Below are 15,604 nucleotides of genomic sequence, written 5' to 3'. Positions count from 1 at the left end.
TGCCGGAGTGACGGAGGCGATGAATGGATGAAAGTAGCGATTTTCACCGACACGTATGCTCCCGAAATAAACGGCGTTGCCCGAACATTAAGCAGGTGGACGGGATATCTCGAACGGCAAGGCATTCAATGCCGAGTGTTCGCGCCTGAGCCTACTACGGCTTCGAACCCTAGAATTCCAGCCGATAGTCCAATTGAGCGATTCATGAGTCTCCCCTTTTTTCTATATCCCGAATGCAGGCTCGCCTTTCCGAATCTGTCTTATGTCAGCCGCACCCTCCGCAGCTTCCAACCTGACCTCGTTCACGTAGCTACTCCCTTCAACCTCGGCCTATGCGGCATCCATTACGCCCGCAAATTCGACATCCCGCTCGTCGCATCCTACCATACAAACTTTGATCACTATTTGTCGTTTTACAATTTGCAATGGATGGAAAAGCTGTTATGGAGATATATGGAGTGGTTCCACCGTGATTGCAGCTCCATATTCGTACCTTCGCCTACGACACTGAAGTCATTGGTTGATCGGGGTTGGGACGATTCTCGAATGAAGCTGTGGACCAGGGGCGTTGATCCTGAGCTGTTCCACCCCGCAATCGAACGGGAACCGTTCCTTGAGCGTCACGGACTCGCAGATTGTCCATTCCTGGTTCTATATGCAGGAAGACTCGCGCCTGAAAAGGATGTCGGAATCGCGCTCGACGCGTTTGCGAAATTGCAAGCAAAGCAGCCTGGCGCTCGTTTCGTTCTCGTAGGTGACGGTCCGTCTGCACCTGCTTTAAAGGAAAAGTGTCAACGTGACGGGATTCAGGCATTGTTTGTCGGTTTTGCCGAATTGAATGAGCTGCGACTGTGGTATGCAGCAGCGGATGTACTGCTGTTCCCGTCGCCTACAGAGACGTTCGGCAATGTTGTGCTGGAAGCAATGGCTTGCGGGACTGCAGTCATCGGCGCAAACGCAGGCGGTGTCAAGGATATCATTCGCGATGGAGTGAATGGGCTGTTATGCCAGCCAGGGGATGTCGAAGCATTTGGGGATGCTTTGTCGATATTTCAGGGGGACGAGGCGTTTAGTTACGCGTTGGGGCAGAATGCCCAGGCCTATAGCAAAACCCAAACCTGGGATGGCATATTCAGCAGGCTGCTCGATGAGTACAAATTAATTAAATCTCATAACCGACCGAAAATTAGGGACATTCGTGCTAAAAACGCAGGAAATGGTTGAGAATAAGACTGTAGTGCAGGAAAAGGAGGGGATTAGATTCCCTTGCCCGAATGCAAGCGTTTTACCGACCGATTTAAACGTAATTAAGCCGATTTCCAATTTTGACAAAGCTGGGGTTTCGGTGGAAAATCAGTAAATCAAATATGACATACAGATGTTAACAAGAGAGAGCTTGCCGTCTCATCAAGAGGGGGAGGAACAAGCCGACAAATCAAAAGGTCAAGGGGGCCTCGCGTAATGTTCTTTACAGTTGTGTTTATTGCGTTTCAGGTTGTTCTAGCAACAATCGCCGTGTACCAGTTCGCGTTATCCCTGTTCGGTTTCATGAAGAACAAGAGCCGCAAACGCCAGGCTCCGCGAAAGTCATTTGCCGTGCTTGTAGCGGCGCATAATGAAGCTCAGGTCGTAGGCGCTCTGATCGACAATCTGAAGAAACTGGATTATCCGAAGGAGCTGTACGACATCTTCGTCATCTGCGACAACTGTACCGATAATACGGCTGACATTGCCCGCGACATGGGCGTTCATGCCTGCGTACGTACGAATACGCATCTAAGAGGTAAGGGTTATGCTATCGAATGGATGCTCAAGGAGCTATGGGCGTTGCCTCGCCAATACGATGCAATCGTGATGTTCGATGCCGACAATCTCGTTAATCCGGACTTCCTGCAATTGATGAACGATGATCTCTGCGCTGGACATCAAGTTATCCAGGGCTACCTGGATACCAAAAATCCTTCCGACTCCTGGGTTACGGCAGCTTACGCCATTACGTATTGGTATTGCAACCGCCTGTGGCAGCTGTCCCGCACAAATCTTAATATGAGTAACTTCCTTGGAGGCACTGGGATGTGTTTCGAATCGAAGCTGCTCAAGGATATGGGATGGGGCGCAACAAGCCTCGTAGAGGATCTGGAGTTCTCGATGCGCTGCGTGAAACGAGGAATTTATCCTGTCTTGAATTACGATGCGAAGGTGTTCGATGAGAAGCCGGTAACGTTCCGAGCCTCCGCCAGACAACGTCTGCGCTGGATGCAAGGCCACTTTAATGTGGCGCGGAACTACTTCTTCCCACTGCTGTGGGCGAGTATTAAGGAACGCAGCCTTGTGAAATTCGATGCGGCGATTTATTCGTTCTCCGTCTATAACACGTTGCTTGGCTTGCTTCTGACCGTTATTCTATGGATCGATATGATTATTCCTGCAAAGGATGTCATTCATTCGGTGTACAGCTACATGCCATGGTGGCTCGTCGCCATTGCGGTTGCTGCAACGGTTCTCCAGTTCCCTGCGGCCATGATGATGGAGAAGGTGCGCAGCTGGAAGATGTACGCGCATCTGCTTACGCTTCCGTTCTTCCTGATCTCTTGGCTGCCGATTACGTTCTACGCGTTCTTCACGCAGAACAATAAGACGTGGAGTCATACGCAGCATACGCGTGTCGTCCGCATCGAGGAAGTACAAGGGAAGTCGACAAGTTAAAGAAACGTTATAATTAACGGCAAGCTGCCTCGACCTACCTCGACTTCCTGACGGTTAGGAGGCAGCTTGTCTTGCGTCTACGGAGTAGTTGGAAAGGATGTCCCTCTATTCAGTTGAAACAATGTTCTTAAATCGGTTGACCCGGGCTTTTGTCTGTGATATAGTATTTGAGTGTTGAGATTCAACCATGATACGCACAAGAAGAAGCACCCGCTTCTCACCTTCCGGTTATGCCGACAGGTTTGCGATGATTCCAGGGTAAGCTGCCATTCTGAGTACATAGGATGGTTAAGGCAAATTCCAAGGACATTTACAAGACGCGGGTTCACTTAACCCGTGTTTTTATTTTTTTTCGGAGTTATAGGAGAGTATAGGGTCTACCTTACTTTATCTATATTTCACCTAGGCAGTATACCATTTTGGAGGTGGCACGTTATTAGCAGAGAACATCAAATCAACGATGAGATCCGGGCCAGAGAAGTACGTTTAGTAGGCGCGGATGGTGAGCAAATCGGCATTAAATCGATTCGTGACGCACTGCAGCTTGCTGTTGAAGCTAATCTGGATCTGGTGAACGTTGCGCCGACGGCCAAACCGCCGGTATGCCGCATCATGGACTACGGCAAATTCCGCTACGAGCAACAGAAGAAAGAGAAAGAAGCACGCAAGAACCAGAAGATCGTTGATCTTAAGGAAGTATGGTTCCGCGCTAACATCGAGGAGAATGACTACCAAGTCAAATTCCGTAATGTCGTGAAGTTCTTGAACGAAGGCGACAAGGTGAAGGCATCCGTTCGTTTTCGCGGGCGTGAAATCACGCATGCTTCGATCGGCCAGAAGATTCTGGAACGTTTGTCCAAAGAAGTTGCCGAAATATGCAATGTCGAGCGCGCTCCTAAGCTGGAAGGCCGGAGCATGATTATGATTTTGGCACCAAAATCAAACAGCTAGCAGCTGGTATAACATTAAGGAGGAATAACTGACATGCCAAAGATGAAAACGCACAGCAGTTTGAAGGACCGTTTCAAAATTACCGGTACTGGTAAAGTGAAGCGTCACAAAGCTTACAGAAACCACTTGCTCTCCCACAAATCGGGACGCCAGAAGCGCGTTCTTGCTGGTCAGCCGCTTATGGCTGCAGGCGACGTTCGTCGTCTGAAACAAGGTCTTTCTAACCTGAAATAATTGCACGTCTTGAAATAAAATAAGCACAATCAACTTACAGGAGGTTTCCACTCATGGCAAGAGTTAAAGGCGGATTTGTCCGCACTCGTCGTCGCAAAAGAATTCTGAAACTCGCTAAAGGTTACTTCGGTTCGAAACATCGTCTGTTTAAAACAGCGAAGGAGCAAGTTGGTAAGTCTCTGATGTACGCTTACCGCGACCGTCGCAACAAAAAACGTGACATCCGCAGACTGTGGATCGTTCGTATCAACGCAGCAGCTCGCATCAACGGCTTGTCCTACAGCAAGTTCATGCATGGCCTGAAGCTTGCAGGCGTAGAAGTAAACCGCAAAATGCTGGCTGACCTGGCTGTTAACGATATCGCTTCGTTCAACTCCCTGGCTGGCGTTGCTAAACAAAAAATTAACGCTTAAGTTTACTTAAGCCTACAAAAGAGGTTTGCTCCGGTTGAGACTGGAGCGAACCTCTTTTTATCGTTAAGAGGTTATCTGCTTTAAGTGCGTGTTCAAAAAGTACGGTTTTCAGTACCAAGAAGATGGGAGGCAGCTAGAAACTGAGTATCGGAGCGTAGCGGAGCTACGTGAGAAACGGAAGGTTCGGCTGCATTCCATATTCGCGTCGAGTAAGCTTCTTGGGTTACTTCGTAATGGGAAGCGGACTTTTTGAACATCCTCTTTAAGATGTGGATGGACTTTAGCGGACGATTGTATTAATTGCTGGTTATTGGCTCGTGCCTTACATACATATCGGTCTCAAGAGGCAGAGGCGGCGGCTGTAACTGTTGTATCGGCAATAAAGGTTTAGCGAGCTCGAAGCATTGCCACTGAGGCAAGTATCGAATGAAGGTGTATCCGAGCTTGCCGTAGAAGCGCTGAGCTCTGCCGTTAGAAGCGTCGACGAATAGACGTGCCATGCTGCACTGATGTGCTACGCCATAGCTTTCGGCATGGGCCATGAGCAGGCTTCCGTAACCTAATCCTTGATGAGCGGAGTTCGTGGCCAGCATATCGATCATCAACTGACCATCCGCGGCAAGGAAGTGGACAAAAGCAACAGGCGGTCCTTGTTTTGTTCTGGCCGCAACGTAGGTGACGCCCCAACGGAAGCGTTGTGGTAGCTCACGGATCATACGAGCGTCTAACGGTCTGGCTGTTGCGGACTGAGGAATCAGTTCCGTACGGATGAGGCGGACGAGCTCGGGATCGTCCTGGGGTTTGCGGGCTCTGATCATGGAAACCTCCAATTGCGGCGGCAATCGCGGTGTAGACGCCGACCACATGGAATGGATAAACATAGGCTACACTACTATATGTGACGCGCCGATCATTTGCGAATGACCAATAAGCAGAAAATTCGGATGTTCACTTCTTGACGTACCGTTCCAAACGGCATATAATAATGAAAAGTCATATCAATCGGCAATGATGAGGACGAAGTGATAAGGGCCCTTTTGCTCAGAGAGCGTACGGATCAGCTGCAACCGACGCCAAAATCCCTTTTCTACGAGCTCACCTCGGAGCTATTCTCCTGAAAAGCATTTCGCGTATTAGGGAGCATCGCAGGGCAAGCGTTACAGTGCCATGGTAGAGCGTCGGAATGTGCACAGCGTTCTAACCAATGGAGGTTATGTTTCGAGAGAGGCATAACGAATTCGGGTGGTACCACGGAAGCTAAACCTTTCGTCCCTTTCAGCAACAGTATGCTGAGGGACGAGAGGTTTTTTTGTTTTTCGAGAGGAGGAGAATGACTGATGGCAACGCAAAGCACGACGCTGAAGTCGAAGGAAGAATTATTGGAAAAGTTATCTAAGCCCGAGGTGATCTCGGGATCGGAAATATTGCTTCGCAGTCTCCTGCTCGAAGACGTGGATTGCGTGTTCGGTTATCCCGGCGGCGCCGTACTGTACATTTATGACGCCATGCACGGCAACCCGGATTTCAACCACGTTCTAACGAGACATGAACAAGGTGCAATCCACGCGGCGGATGGTTATGCTCGTGCGAGCGGCAAGGTTGGCGTATGTATCGCAACGTCTGGACCGGGGGCAACGAACCTTGTAACAGGTATCGCGACTGCCTATATGGATTCCGTTCCGCTCGTTGTTATAACGGGTAACGTCATTTCGTCGCTGATCGGCTCCGATGCGTTCCAAGAAGCGGACATCACTGGTATTACGATGCCGATTACGAAACACAGCTACCTGGTTCGCGACGTAGAGGAATTGCCGCGTGTCATCCGCGAAGCATTCCACATCGCCAATACAGGCCGTAAAGGTCCAGTATTGATCGATATTCCTAAGGATGTATCAGCGGCTAAGACGCTGTTCAAGCCGGTAACGGATGTGAACATTCGCGGCTACAATCCAACGGTTAACCCGAACAAGCTGCAAGTGGACAGATTGGTCAAAGCGATCCAGGAAGCGGAGCGTCCAGTCATTCTGGCTGGCGGCGGTGTTGTCTACTCTGGCGCACATGAGGAACTCTTGGAATTCGTGACCAAAACTGAAATTCCAATCACAACGACTTTGCTGGGTCTCGGTGGATTCCCGAGCGGGAATGATCTGTGGATGGGTATGCCGGGTATGCACGGCACGTATACGGCTAACACCTCCATCCAGAAAGCGGATCTGCTCATCAACATCGGCGCTCGCTTTGACGACCGCGTAACGGGCAAGCTGTCCGGCTTCGCACCGCTGGCCAAGATTGTCCATATCGACATCGATCCTGCGGAGATTGGCAAGAACGTGCCTACGGATATTCCGATCGTCGGTGACGTGAAGACGGTACTGAGCGTTGCCAACAAATTGGCAGTTCGTGCTGACAAGGCAGATGCTTGGAGGGCTCACATTCAAGCTTCCAAGAAACAATTCCCGTTCAGCTACAAGGATTCAGAGACGGAACTGAAGCCGCAGTGGGTTGTTGAGATGATTCATCAGACGACTAACGGTGATGCGATTGTAACGACGGATGTTGGGCAGCATCAAATGTGGGCTGCGCAATATTATAACTTCAACAAACCACGTTCTTGGGTCACATCCGGCGGTCTCGGCACGATGGGCTTTGGCTTCCCGTCCGCGATCGGCGCTCAGATGGCGAACCCGGATCGGGTGGTCGTATCCATCAATGGCGACGGCGGTATGCAGATGTGTGCTCAGGAGCTCGCAATCTGTGCTATCAACAACATTCCGGTCAAAGTCGTTATTCTGAACAATCAAGTGCTTGGCATGGTTCGTCAATGGCAGGAGCTCATCCATGAGAATCGTTTCAGCCATATCGATCTTGCGGGCAGCCCGGACTTCGTTAAACTCTCAGAAGCTTACGGAGTGAAGGGACTACGCGCTTCCAACAAAGAGGAAGCACGCGCAGCTTGGGAAGAAGCGCTCCGTCATCCTGGTCCAGCCGTTGTGGAGTTCGTCGTTCGCAGAGATGAGAACGTCTATCCGATGGTTGCCCAAGGCAGCACCATTGACCAAATGATCATGGGGGATGCGGAATGAAGAAACATACAATCGCTGTTATTGTGAATGACCAGCCCGGCGTTCTGCAACGCGTATCCGGTTTGTTCGGACGCCGCGGCTTCAATATCGAGAGCATTACGGTAGGCACGAGTGAAGAGCAAGGTTTGTCCCGTATGGTCATCGTCACTACTGGCGATGATCATACGCTGGAACAAATCACCAAACAGCTGTACAAGCTGATTGATGTTATTAAAGTTGTGGATCTTAGCGCTAATCCGATGGTTGGACGCGAGCTGGCATTGATCAAGGTCCATGCAGAGCCTGCTATGAGACCAGAGATTCTCGGCGTTGTGGAGACGTTCCGGGCGGCAGTTGTCGATATTGGCACTCACTCGCTTATGGTTCAAGTTGTAGGCGATACAGAGAAGATTGATGCAATGGTCGAGCTGCTGAAGCCTTATGGCATCCGCGAGCTTTCACGCACTGGTGTTACTGCGCTTAACCGCGGTAACGTAAAGCAATAATTTAAAGCAGTATCTGGTTCACGCAAGACAAGCCATCGTTCGAAATTACAAATGTCCACTTCCCGCTTTGAGCGGGAGTTTAAGAGAGGAACCGGCCGTTATGCTGACTGGGCTTCCTCGCTTAAACACCCGCTCAAAAGGGTTAAATTAAAGGAGGAAATTATTATCATGGCAGTTACATTGTATTATGAAAAAGACGCTGACCAAGGCGTTCTTCAAGGCAAAACAATCGCGGTAATCGGATACGGCAGCCAAGGTCACGCACAAGCTCAAAATCTTCGCGACAGCGGCTTGAAAGTTGTAATCGGTCTTCGCCCAGGTAAATCCGCTGACGTTGCAAGAAAAGATGGCTTCGAGGTTCTGACTGTTGCCGAAGCTACTAAAGTAGCTGACGTTGTTCAAATTCTTCTGCCTGATGAGACTCAAGCTCGTGTATACCACGAAGAAATCGAACCAAACCTGAAACAAGGCGCGGCTCTGATGTTCTCCCACGGCTTCAATATTCACTACGGTCAAATCGTACCAAGCGCGGACAAAGACGTATTCCTGGTAGCTCCTAAATCGCCAGGTCACATGGTTCGCCGCACATACCAAGAAGGTTTCGGCGTTCCTGGTCTGATCGCGATTCATCAAGATGCTACCGGCAATGCTAAAGACATCGGTCTTGCATATGCAAAAGGCATCGGCTGTACACGTGCTGGCGTTATCGAGACTAGCTTCAAAGAAGAAACAGAAACAGATCTGTTCGGTGAGCAAGCTGTATTGTGCGGCGGCGCTTCCGCACTGGTTAAAGCAGGTTTCGAAACATTGGTTGAAGCTGGATACGCTCCAGAGATGGCTTACTTCGAGTGCTTGCACGAGCTGAAGCTGATCGTTGACCTGATGTATGAAGGCGGCCTCGCTACTATGCGCGATTCCATCTCCAACACAGCAGAATACGGCGACTATGTTACGGGCCCACGCATCGTGACAGAAGAAACGAAAAAAGAAATGAAACGCGTTCTGGAAGATATCCAATCCGGCCGTTTCGCACGCGACTTCATCTTGGAGAACCAATCCGGTCGCGCAATGTTGACGGCTACTCGCCGCAACGAAGCTGCTCATCCAATCGAGCAAACAGGCAAACAACTTCGTGAACTGATGCACTGGATCAAGAAGTAAGAAATAGAATTATCATTAATCCCGGTTCACCGGCGTAACGGCTGCGTGCAATCGGGATCATTCTGTTCATGGAGGTGCAAGTAGCAGATATGCGAAAAATTTACATTTTCGATACAACGCTTCGTGACGGCGAGCAATCTCCGGGCGTGAATTTGAATACGAAAGAGAAGGTCGAAATCGCGCTTCAACTGGAGAAGCTTGGTGTAGACAGAATCGAAGCCGGTTTCCCGGCGGCGTCCCCTGGCGATCTGGCGGCGGTTAACGCTGTCGCTCGCGCGGTCAAGAACGCGACGATTATCGGCCTGTCCCGCTCTCGTGAACAAGATATCGATGCAGTACGTGAAGCGCTTAAAGGTGCTCAGGACCCGTGCATCCACCTGTTCCTTGCGACGAGCCCGATCCATCGTAAGCACAAGCTGCGGATGGAGAAGGAGCAGGTACTTGAAGCTGCAGATCGTGCAATTCGTTATGCGAAGCAATATTTCAGCAAAATAGAGTTTTCGCCTGAAGATGCTGGACGTACAGAGCTGGACTTCTTGTGTGAAGTGACCGACATGGCGATTAAAGCGGGAGCTACGGTCGTCAATATTCCGGATACAGTTGGTTACATGAATCCGCAAGAATTCGGCAACATCTTCAAGACGTTGAAGGAGAACGTTCCGAATATCGAGACGATCCAGCTTAGCGCGCACTGTCATGACGATCTAGGCATGGCAACGGCTAATGCGCTCGCAGCGATTCTGAACGGCGCTGACCAAGTAGAAGGTACAATTAACGGTATCGGCGAACGCGCAGGTAATACGGCAATCGAAGAGGTTGCTATGGCGCTTGCGACAAGACCTGATTTCTTCGGTGCTCAAACGACGCTTAACCTTAAGGAAATCGCCAAAACGAGCCGCCTTGTCAGCAAGCTGACGGGTATGGTCGTACCGGGTAACAAAGCGATCGTAGGCGCTAATGCCTTTGCCCATGAGTCCGGCATCCATCAGGACGGCATGCTTAAGGAAAAAACGACTTACGAAATCATCTCGCCGGATACGATTGGCCTGCGCGAATCCAAGCTGGTACTCGGCAAACACTCTGGACGTCACGCGTTCCGCGAGAAGCTGATCGATCTTGGTTACGAGCTGACTGATGAAGCGGTTAACGCGGCATTTGCCAAGTTTAAGGATTTGGCAGATAAGAAGAAAAACGTAACCGACGAAGATATCCGTGCAATGCTGGAAGAAAAACTGACGGATACACCGGAAGTATTCACGCTGGAAACCATTCAGGTGAGCTACGGCAACGAATCAACGCCTAATGCAACGGTTCGCGTGCGTACGGCGGAAGGCGATGCGCGAGTAGAAACGGCAGAAGGCAATGGTTCGGTTGATGCTATCTACAACGCGATCGACAAAGCAACGGCAGAGGTCGTTGAGCTAGAGGATTACTCCATCAAGTCGGTATCGCAAGGCAAGGATGCGCTTGGCGAGGTTCATGTTGTACTTAAGCAGGATGACATCTCTGCACAAGGTCGCGGTCTTAGCACCGATATCCTTGAAGCGAGCGCAAGAGCGTATCTCGACGCGGTTAACCGCTTGATCGAGAAACGCAAGTCGCCGGGACGCCGCGACAAGATGAGCTTGATCTAACCTATTGTATTGTAAACCCAAAGGAGCTGTCCCGAGAGTCATGGTGATGATGTGACGTCGGCACAGCTCCTATTTTGTTCGTTTCACCTCTTATAGTCCGCACCTATAAAGTCCATAGATTTTATATCTTGGAATGACGGCACTAAATGTGGTTAAATGATAATAGATTGAGAATGAAATAGAGGAGAGTTGAATTTAAATGCCAGAAGTGAAAAAAATCGCGGTTCTTGGCGGCGACGGTATCGGCCCTGAGGTTGTTGGAGAAGCATTAAAAATATTGAAGAAAACCGAGGAACTGTACGGCTACCAATTCGAAACGGAGCACGGCTTGTTCGGCGGTATTGCCATCGATGAAAAAGGAACGCCGCTTCCGCAAGAAACGTTAGAGCTCTGCCAAGGTGCAGACGCTGTATTGCTTGGCGCAGTAGGCGGACCGAAATGGGACAATAACTCGAAGGAGCTGCGTCCTGAGACTGGTTTGCTCGGCATCCGTAAGGCGCTTGGATTGTTCTCGAACATCCGACCTGCTACAGTCTTCGATTGTCTTAAAGAAGCGTCGACGTTGAAACCTGAAGTTCTTGAAGGCACGGATCTGATCGTTGTGCGTGAGCTTACAGGCGGCATCTACTTCGGCGAGAAGTTCCGCCGCGAAGGCGCGAACGGCGAAGAAGCAGTCGATACTTGTGTATACAACGTGCAAGAGGTAGAACGTATCGTTCGCCAGGCATTCGATATCGCGATGACTCGCGGCAAACGCCTTGCTTCTGTTGACAAAGCGAATGTTCTCGAAACATCCCGTTTGTGGCGTGAAGTTGTAAACCGGGTAGCTGTCGAGTACCCAGAAGTTGAGCTTGAGCATGTACTTGTCGACAACTGCGCGATGCAGTTGCTTCGCCGTCCGTCCAGCTTCGATGTCATTGTGACAGAGAACATGTTCGGCGACATCTTGAGTGACGAAGCTGCAATGCTTACGGGTTCCATCGGAATGTTGTCCTCCGCTTCGCTTGGCGAAGGAAGTTTCGGCTTGTACGAGCCGGTACACGGTTCTGCGCCTGATATTGCTGGTCAAGGCATCTCCAATCCGATCGCTACGATTCTGTCTGTAGCGTTAATGTTCCGTCTTACGTTCGGATACCATGACGCAGCGAAGTCCATCGAAGACGCAGTCAAAGACGTGCTTGATGCTGGTCATCGTACAGGCGACATCGCTGTCGACAAGAGCAAGGCGATTGGCACAACTGCAATGGGCGATCTTATTGCTGCAGCAATGAAGTAATAACTGCTCGACCTGGATACACCAGACAACAAGAGAGCTGTAAGAAGGACATGCCTATCCCTGAGGGGAAGGCATGTTTTTTTTTGGGGGGGGCACATGATAGATTCCTCTGGTAACAAATTGCGCAGAGCATGCTCAGATTCATCAAGCGGCTGCAGTAAACATGTGTTTGTACGTCGGCTGCTTGCCGAAAACGATGTATACCATGTATAGCCAAGCAAGAATGAAAAGCGCCCGTGCCTTCATGCGAATATAGGGGAGGGTGATGGAGGTGGCGAGACTTCTCGCGCAGATAGGTGAGGGTGAAGGAGGTGGCGGGACATCACGTAAATGATGTAATTCATACAGCAATATTATGCAATTTATAGCCAATTGGAAACAATTGATGTATTTGTGCAGCAATAATAAGCATGGGAGAGGGAAAAGGGGGGAACGGCGCAGAAATGATGTACAAAGTGCAGTAATTATCATAACTTCGAGGTTAGGAGGGCGGAATGATGTACAAAATGCAGGATTATTCGTTTGATGGTTTGTTTCGATGATTCGTTTGTGTTTGATTGTTTGATAATTCACTCCAATCGTAATCGTCTTCCGTTAGGAAATATTAATTTAGGACAGGTCAGGCAGGAATTTGCAAAGAGAGGGCCGAATAAATTAATAAATGAAGAATTTGTTTGATCTGTCGTTTCGTCGTTTCACGGTTTGTTCATCCTAACTTTAAGCAGGTTCTGCTTGCGCTGGAGGTTGACAAGATGAGTTTCTGCTGTGGAGCAAGTATGATTGGAACGAAAGGCACCTTGAAGCATATGGCTACGCATATTCATAACGTACCGATTTCCTTTTGTCCGGTATGTCATGGAATCGACATTCATTATCTGGCTCAAAGCGAATATGATATCTTGGCGGAATATGCTTATGGGGACGGTGCAGCAGAGGTCGATTTTGAGGATTATGTTGACCAGGACCCGGCTTCGCTGCTAGAGAATTGTGTGAATCACGAGAGTGAAGAGCCGATGGACGTCGTACGCAATCAGATTGATATGGCGCTGGACCTGCTCAGTTTTGCCAAACAGATTGCGGATAAGGAATGGCAGTACATGCTGAAGAAGAGGCTGCAAGTGCTAAATGGCAGGAGAAACAAGCTCCTGCAACGGAAATCCTCCGTTTGAAGCCATATCCGAAGTATAGAAAACACGCCTCCTTTATGGGGGCTTTTTATTTGCTGAGAAAAATGAGTGATTTTTAATAAGTACCCCCCCAATCGTCGAAACCGCGACGAAATCATAAGTAGTGAGGTGGAGCGGTTGTTGCTGATCCTGTTTAAGCGATTCCTGCGTAAAACGGCTCCCGCCGCGAAAGCGTCGACAGAAGCACAGTTGGAGCCGGAGCAGTACATAGCTTTAATCAAACAAGGTGACGAGATGCTTCGCGAGCAATTCATCGCTGAGTATTCTCCTTATATAGCCAAAGTAACAAGCAGATTTAGCAAACGGTACATCAATCCGGAACGGGATGACGAATTCAGTGTCGCGCTGCAGGCCTTCAATGAAGCAATTGATGGCTTTGATTATAAAGCGGGACGTTCATTCCTAGGATTTGCCAAAACCGTGATGCAGCGTCGGCTTATTGATTATGTGCGAAAAGAGCATAGGCATTTGAAGTCCGTTCCCTATAGCTCCTTCGATATAGAAGGCGAAGAACAAACAGCCTACAATGTGTTAGAAACGATGCAAGCGTTAGATGCGCATGAAACAAGCCGAATCGATCAGGAGCGCCGCTCCGAGATTATGGATCTGAACGAAGAGTTGGGGATGTACGGCATATCTATGGAAGAACTGGTCGGTCAGTCGCCCAAACATACGGATTCCCGCGTAATGCTGATTGGCATTGCCTGTAAACTGGCGGACACGCCAGAATGGATGGACATACTGACGGCGACACAGAGGCTGCCGATTAAGGAAGTAATGGAGGCTTGCGGCGTGTCGCGTAAGACGATCGAACGAAATCGGAAATATATTATCGCGATTGCCATTATTAGATCCGGTTCATATCCGTATATGAACGATTATTTGCGCATTCGAGAAAACGATGAATGGAAGAGCAAGGAGGTGAGCCGATGAAACGCGGAATCGTAATGAGCATTCACGAGAATCATGTTGTAGTAATGACCCGCGAGGGGCAGTTCCTAAGAACGCCTATCAAAGGCTCTCCATCACTTGGTGAAGAATTGCTCTTCGAAGAAGAAGCGAGTTCAACAACGAAACGAAGAAGGAAGCCGACTCGGTCGATGCTGACGAAATACGTTGCAGCGGCAGCGGTCATCCTGTTATTTTTCACTGCTTACATGGTGTATACAGCTACTCAAGCGAATGCTGTCGTCGCCTACGTTACGATGGACATCAATCCTAGTATCGAAATTGGAATCGACGAAAATGAGAAGGTACGTGAGCTAAGAGCGGTCAACGAGGAGGGCAGCCTGCTCATAGAGGGGATCTCCTTCAAAGGACAGGAGCTGGATCAAGTCGCGACAGCAGTACTGGAGAAAGCAAGCAATTCACATTATCTAGATGCTCCCCACAAGGATATTCTCATTGCAAGCATATGGATGAATAGCTCTGAACAACAAATTGAAGAGCTTGAGAGGCTGCTTGCGCAAAGCTTGGACGGTGAATTGCGCAGCTGGCTGGACGCGCATGGAAAATCGGCCGACAGTGTGACGATCACGACGTTGTTCCTCCCTGAGGAACTGAAGTCCGAAGCGGATTCGGTGGGCATCTCGGCAGGCAAGCTTGCGCTTTATTTGATGGCGAAGAACGAAGGTTATGCGCTGGAGCTTGAATCTCTTATGAAACAATCCATCGATCATGCGACAGAATCGATCGGAGGCGTTGGTCGAATTCTGGGCGATCCGGAGCATCCAACGACTAAAGCCGAGCTCCGTGAGCTGCTGAAGCAAGAGCAATCAGAGCATCAAGCAGTTGCTGCCAAACCAACGGCGACATCTGCTCCGACTGGAGGGTTACAGACTTCAAGTACGAAGCCAACGTTGAATCCCACAGCGAAACCAACGGCGAAACCAACGGCGAAACCAACCGGAAAACCGACGACAAAGCCGATAGGGAAACCAACGACAAAACCAATTGATAAGTCGACTGCTACATCTAAGCCGGGAATCGGACATGGTGGGAAGGACGACTGGGACGATTGGGAGGACTGGGAAGAATGGAAGGAAAAGTGGGGGAATAAATGGAGCAAGGCCGAGCTCGAAAAGCTTAAATCAGAATGGGAAAAGGCCGGCAAGGACTGGAGAGAGCAATGGAAGAAATGGGAGGAAGAGCACTCTTCCTGGTATGATGGTAATAACAAAGAAGAAAATAAGTACGGAAATTGGTCGTGGACCAAAGGTGATGACGATGATAAGGATGATGGTAAGGACGATAATCGGAATCAGAATGAAAGTAAAGGGAGAGGCGGTAGTGACGGAGACGACAAAAACGGTGGACGAAACGACAAGGATCGTGACGAAGATCAGGACAATGACCGGGGCTCCGATAGAGATAGCGGTAAGAAGGATGAAGGGAAAAACGATGACCGTGGAAGAGATCAGTGGCGAGATTAGAAATGGTCAGAATGTGCAATGCGTCTAATTTCCTAATTTTGG

14 protein-coding genes are annotated in these 15,604 nt (G+C 49.5%); 13 read left to right on the top strand and 1 reads right to left on the bottom strand.

What is annotated here, in order from left to right; all coding sequences use genetic code 11:
• The first annotated feature begins 27 nt into the window (after positions 1 to 27).
• The 5 genes from ACX1C1_RS26190 to rplT all read left to right on the top strand — a co-directional run bounded on the left by ACX1C1_RS26190 (position 28) and on the right by rplT (position 4,304).
• Positions 28 to 1,224: a glycosyltransferase family 4 protein gene (locus ACX1C1_RS26190; RefSeq protein WP_458955044.1), complete on the top strand. Its 1,197-nt coding sequence runs from the start codon at positions 28 to 30 to the stop codon at positions 1,222 to 1,224.
• Positions 1,225 to 1,461: 237 nt separating this feature from the next.
• Entirely contained in the window at positions 1,462 to 2,706 is a 1,245-nt protein-coding gene (locus tag ACX1C1_RS26185) for a glycosyltransferase family 2 protein (protein WP_458955043.1), read from the top strand.
• A 453-nt stretch (positions 2,707 to 3,159) separates the two neighbouring features.
• Positions 3,160 to 3,657, top strand: coding sequence for a translation initiation factor IF-3 (gene infC / locus ACX1C1_RS26180; protein ID WP_458957805.1), 498 nt, complete (start codon positions 3,160 to 3,162; stop codon positions 3,655 to 3,657).
• A 33-nt stretch (positions 3,658 to 3,690) separates the two neighbouring features.
• Entirely contained in the window at positions 3,691 to 3,891 is a 201-nt protein-coding gene (rpmI, locus tag ACX1C1_RS26175) for a 50S ribosomal protein L35 (RefSeq protein ID WP_458955042.1), read from the top strand.
• A gap of 53 nt (positions 3,892 to 3,944) precedes the next feature.
• Positions 3,945 to 4,304, top strand: a complete 360-nt coding sequence (gene rplT / locus ACX1C1_RS26170; protein WP_458955041.1) for a 50S ribosomal protein L20 — start codon at positions 3,945 to 3,947, stop codon at positions 4,302 to 4,304.
• A gap of 296 nt (positions 4,305 to 4,600) precedes the next feature.
• Here the strand turns inward: rplT and ACX1C1_RS26165 are convergent, their stop codons facing one another.
• Positions 4,601 to 5,122 carry a GNAT family N-acetyltransferase gene (locus ACX1C1_RS26165; RefSeq protein WP_458955040.1) on the bottom strand — a complete coding sequence of 174 codons (522 nt, stop codon included), beginning with the start codon at positions 5,120 to 5,122 and terminating at the stop codon, positions 4,601 to 4,603.
• 519 nt (positions 5,123 to 5,641) lie between these two features.
• On the opposite strand from ACX1C1_RS26165, the gene ilvB reads away from it, so the two are divergent.
• The 8 genes from ilvB (at position 5,642) to ACX1C1_RS26125 (ending at position 15,562) form a co-directional block, all read left to right on the top strand.
• Complete coding sequence (gene ilvB / locus ACX1C1_RS26160; RefSeq protein WP_458955039.1) at positions 5,642 to 7,387, top strand: biosynthetic-type acetolactate synthase large subunit; 1,746 nt, start codon at positions 5,642 to 5,644, stop codon at positions 7,385 to 7,387.
• A complete protein-coding gene (gene ilvN / locus ACX1C1_RS26155) occupies positions 7,384 to 7,872 on the top strand; it encodes an acetolactate synthase small subunit (protein WP_458955038.1) in 489 nt (162 codons plus the stop codon). The genes ilvB and ilvN overlap by 4 nt, the downstream gene beginning before the upstream one ends.
• A gap of 168 nt (positions 7,873 to 8,040) precedes the next feature.
• The gene (ilvC, locus tag ACX1C1_RS26150; protein WP_458955037.1) at positions 8,041 to 9,033 is read left to right on the top strand and encodes a ketol-acid reductoisomerase; all 993 of its coding nucleotides are present in this window, start codon (positions 8,041 to 8,043) and stop codon (positions 9,031 to 9,033) included.
• Positions 9,034 to 9,122: 89 nt separating this feature from the next.
• On the top strand, positions 9,123 to 10,667 hold the full coding sequence (locus ACX1C1_RS26145) for a 2-isopropylmalate synthase (RefSeq protein ID WP_458955036.1): 1,545 nt from the start codon (positions 9,123 to 9,125) through the stop codon (positions 10,665 to 10,667).
• Between the two features lie 199 nt (positions 10,668 to 10,866).
• Positions 10,867 to 11,943, top strand: a complete 1,077-nt coding sequence (gene leuB, locus ACX1C1_RS26140) for a 3-isopropylmalate dehydrogenase (RefSeq protein ID WP_458955035.1) — start codon at positions 10,867 to 10,869, stop codon at positions 11,941 to 11,943.
• A gap of 752 nt (positions 11,944 to 12,695) precedes the next feature.
• The gene (locus ACX1C1_RS26135; protein ID WP_458955034.1) at positions 12,696 to 13,112 is read left to right on the top strand and encodes a hypothetical protein; all 417 of its coding nucleotides are present in this window, start codon (positions 12,696 to 12,698) and stop codon (positions 13,110 to 13,112) included.
• A gap of 138 nt (positions 13,113 to 13,250) precedes the next feature.
• Positions 13,251 to 14,063, top strand: a complete 813-nt coding sequence (gene sigI / locus ACX1C1_RS26130) for an RNA polymerase sigma factor SigI (protein WP_458955033.1) — start codon at positions 13,251 to 13,253, stop codon at positions 14,061 to 14,063.
• Positions 14,060 to 15,562 (top strand): PT domain-containing protein, encoded by a 1,503-nt coding sequence (locus tag ACX1C1_RS26125; protein WP_458955032.1) that lies wholly within the window; start codon positions 14,060 to 14,062, stop codon positions 15,560 to 15,562. The genes sigI and ACX1C1_RS26125 overlap by 4 nt, the downstream gene beginning before the upstream one ends.
• Positions 15,563 to 15,604: the final 42 nt, after the last annotated feature.

It is taken from the genome of Paenibacillus sp. strain BS8-2, assembly GCF_054483835.1.
This window is presented reverse-complemented; position numbering and strand designations above follow the sequence as displayed.

Bases quoted from the DNA above. Each gene is read 5' to 3' on its own strand.
- rpmI (WP_458955042.1), top strand. From the start codon at position 3,691: ATGCCAAAGATGAAAACGCACAGCAGTTTGAAGGACCGTTTCAAAATT.
- ilvC (WP_458955037.1), top strand. From the start codon at position 8,041: ATGGCAGTTACATTGTATTATGAAAAAGACGCTGACCAAGGCGTTCTT.
- leuB (WP_458955035.1), top strand. From the start codon at position 10,867: ATGCCAGAAGTGAAAAAAATCGCGGTTCTTGGCGGCGACGGTATCGGC.
- ACX1C1_RS26190 (WP_458955044.1), top strand. From the start codon at position 28: ATGAAAGTAGCGATTTTCACCGACACGTATGCTCCCGAAATAAACGGC.
- ilvN (WP_458955038.1), top strand. From the start codon at position 7,384: ATGAAGAAACATACAATCGCTGTTATTGTGAATGACCAGCCCGGCGTT.
- ACX1C1_RS26185 (WP_458955043.1), top strand. From the start codon at position 1,462: ATGTTCTTTACAGTTGTGTTTATTGCGTTTCAGGTTGTTCTAGCAACA.
- ACX1C1_RS26165 (WP_458955040.1), bottom strand. From the start codon at position 5,122: ATGATCAGAGCCCGCAAACCCCAGGACGATCCCGAGCTCGTCCGCCTC.
- rplT (WP_458955041.1), top strand. From the start codon at position 3,945: ATGGCAAGAGTTAAAGGCGGATTTGTCCGCACTCGTCGTCGCAAAAGA.
- ACX1C1_RS26125 (WP_458955032.1), top strand. From the start codon at position 14,060: ATGAAACGCGGAATCGTAATGAGCATTCACGAGAATCATGTTGTAGTA.
- ilvB (WP_458955039.1), top strand. From the start codon at position 5,642: ATGGCAACGCAAAGCACGACGCTGAAGTCGAAGGAAGAATTATTGGAA.
- ACX1C1_RS26135 (WP_458955034.1), top strand. From the start codon at position 12,696: ATGAGTTTCTGCTGTGGAGCAAGTATGATTGGAACGAAAGGCACCTTG.
- ACX1C1_RS26145 (WP_458955036.1), top strand. From the start codon at position 9,123: ATGCGAAAAATTTACATTTTCGATACAACGCTTCGTGACGGCGAGCAA.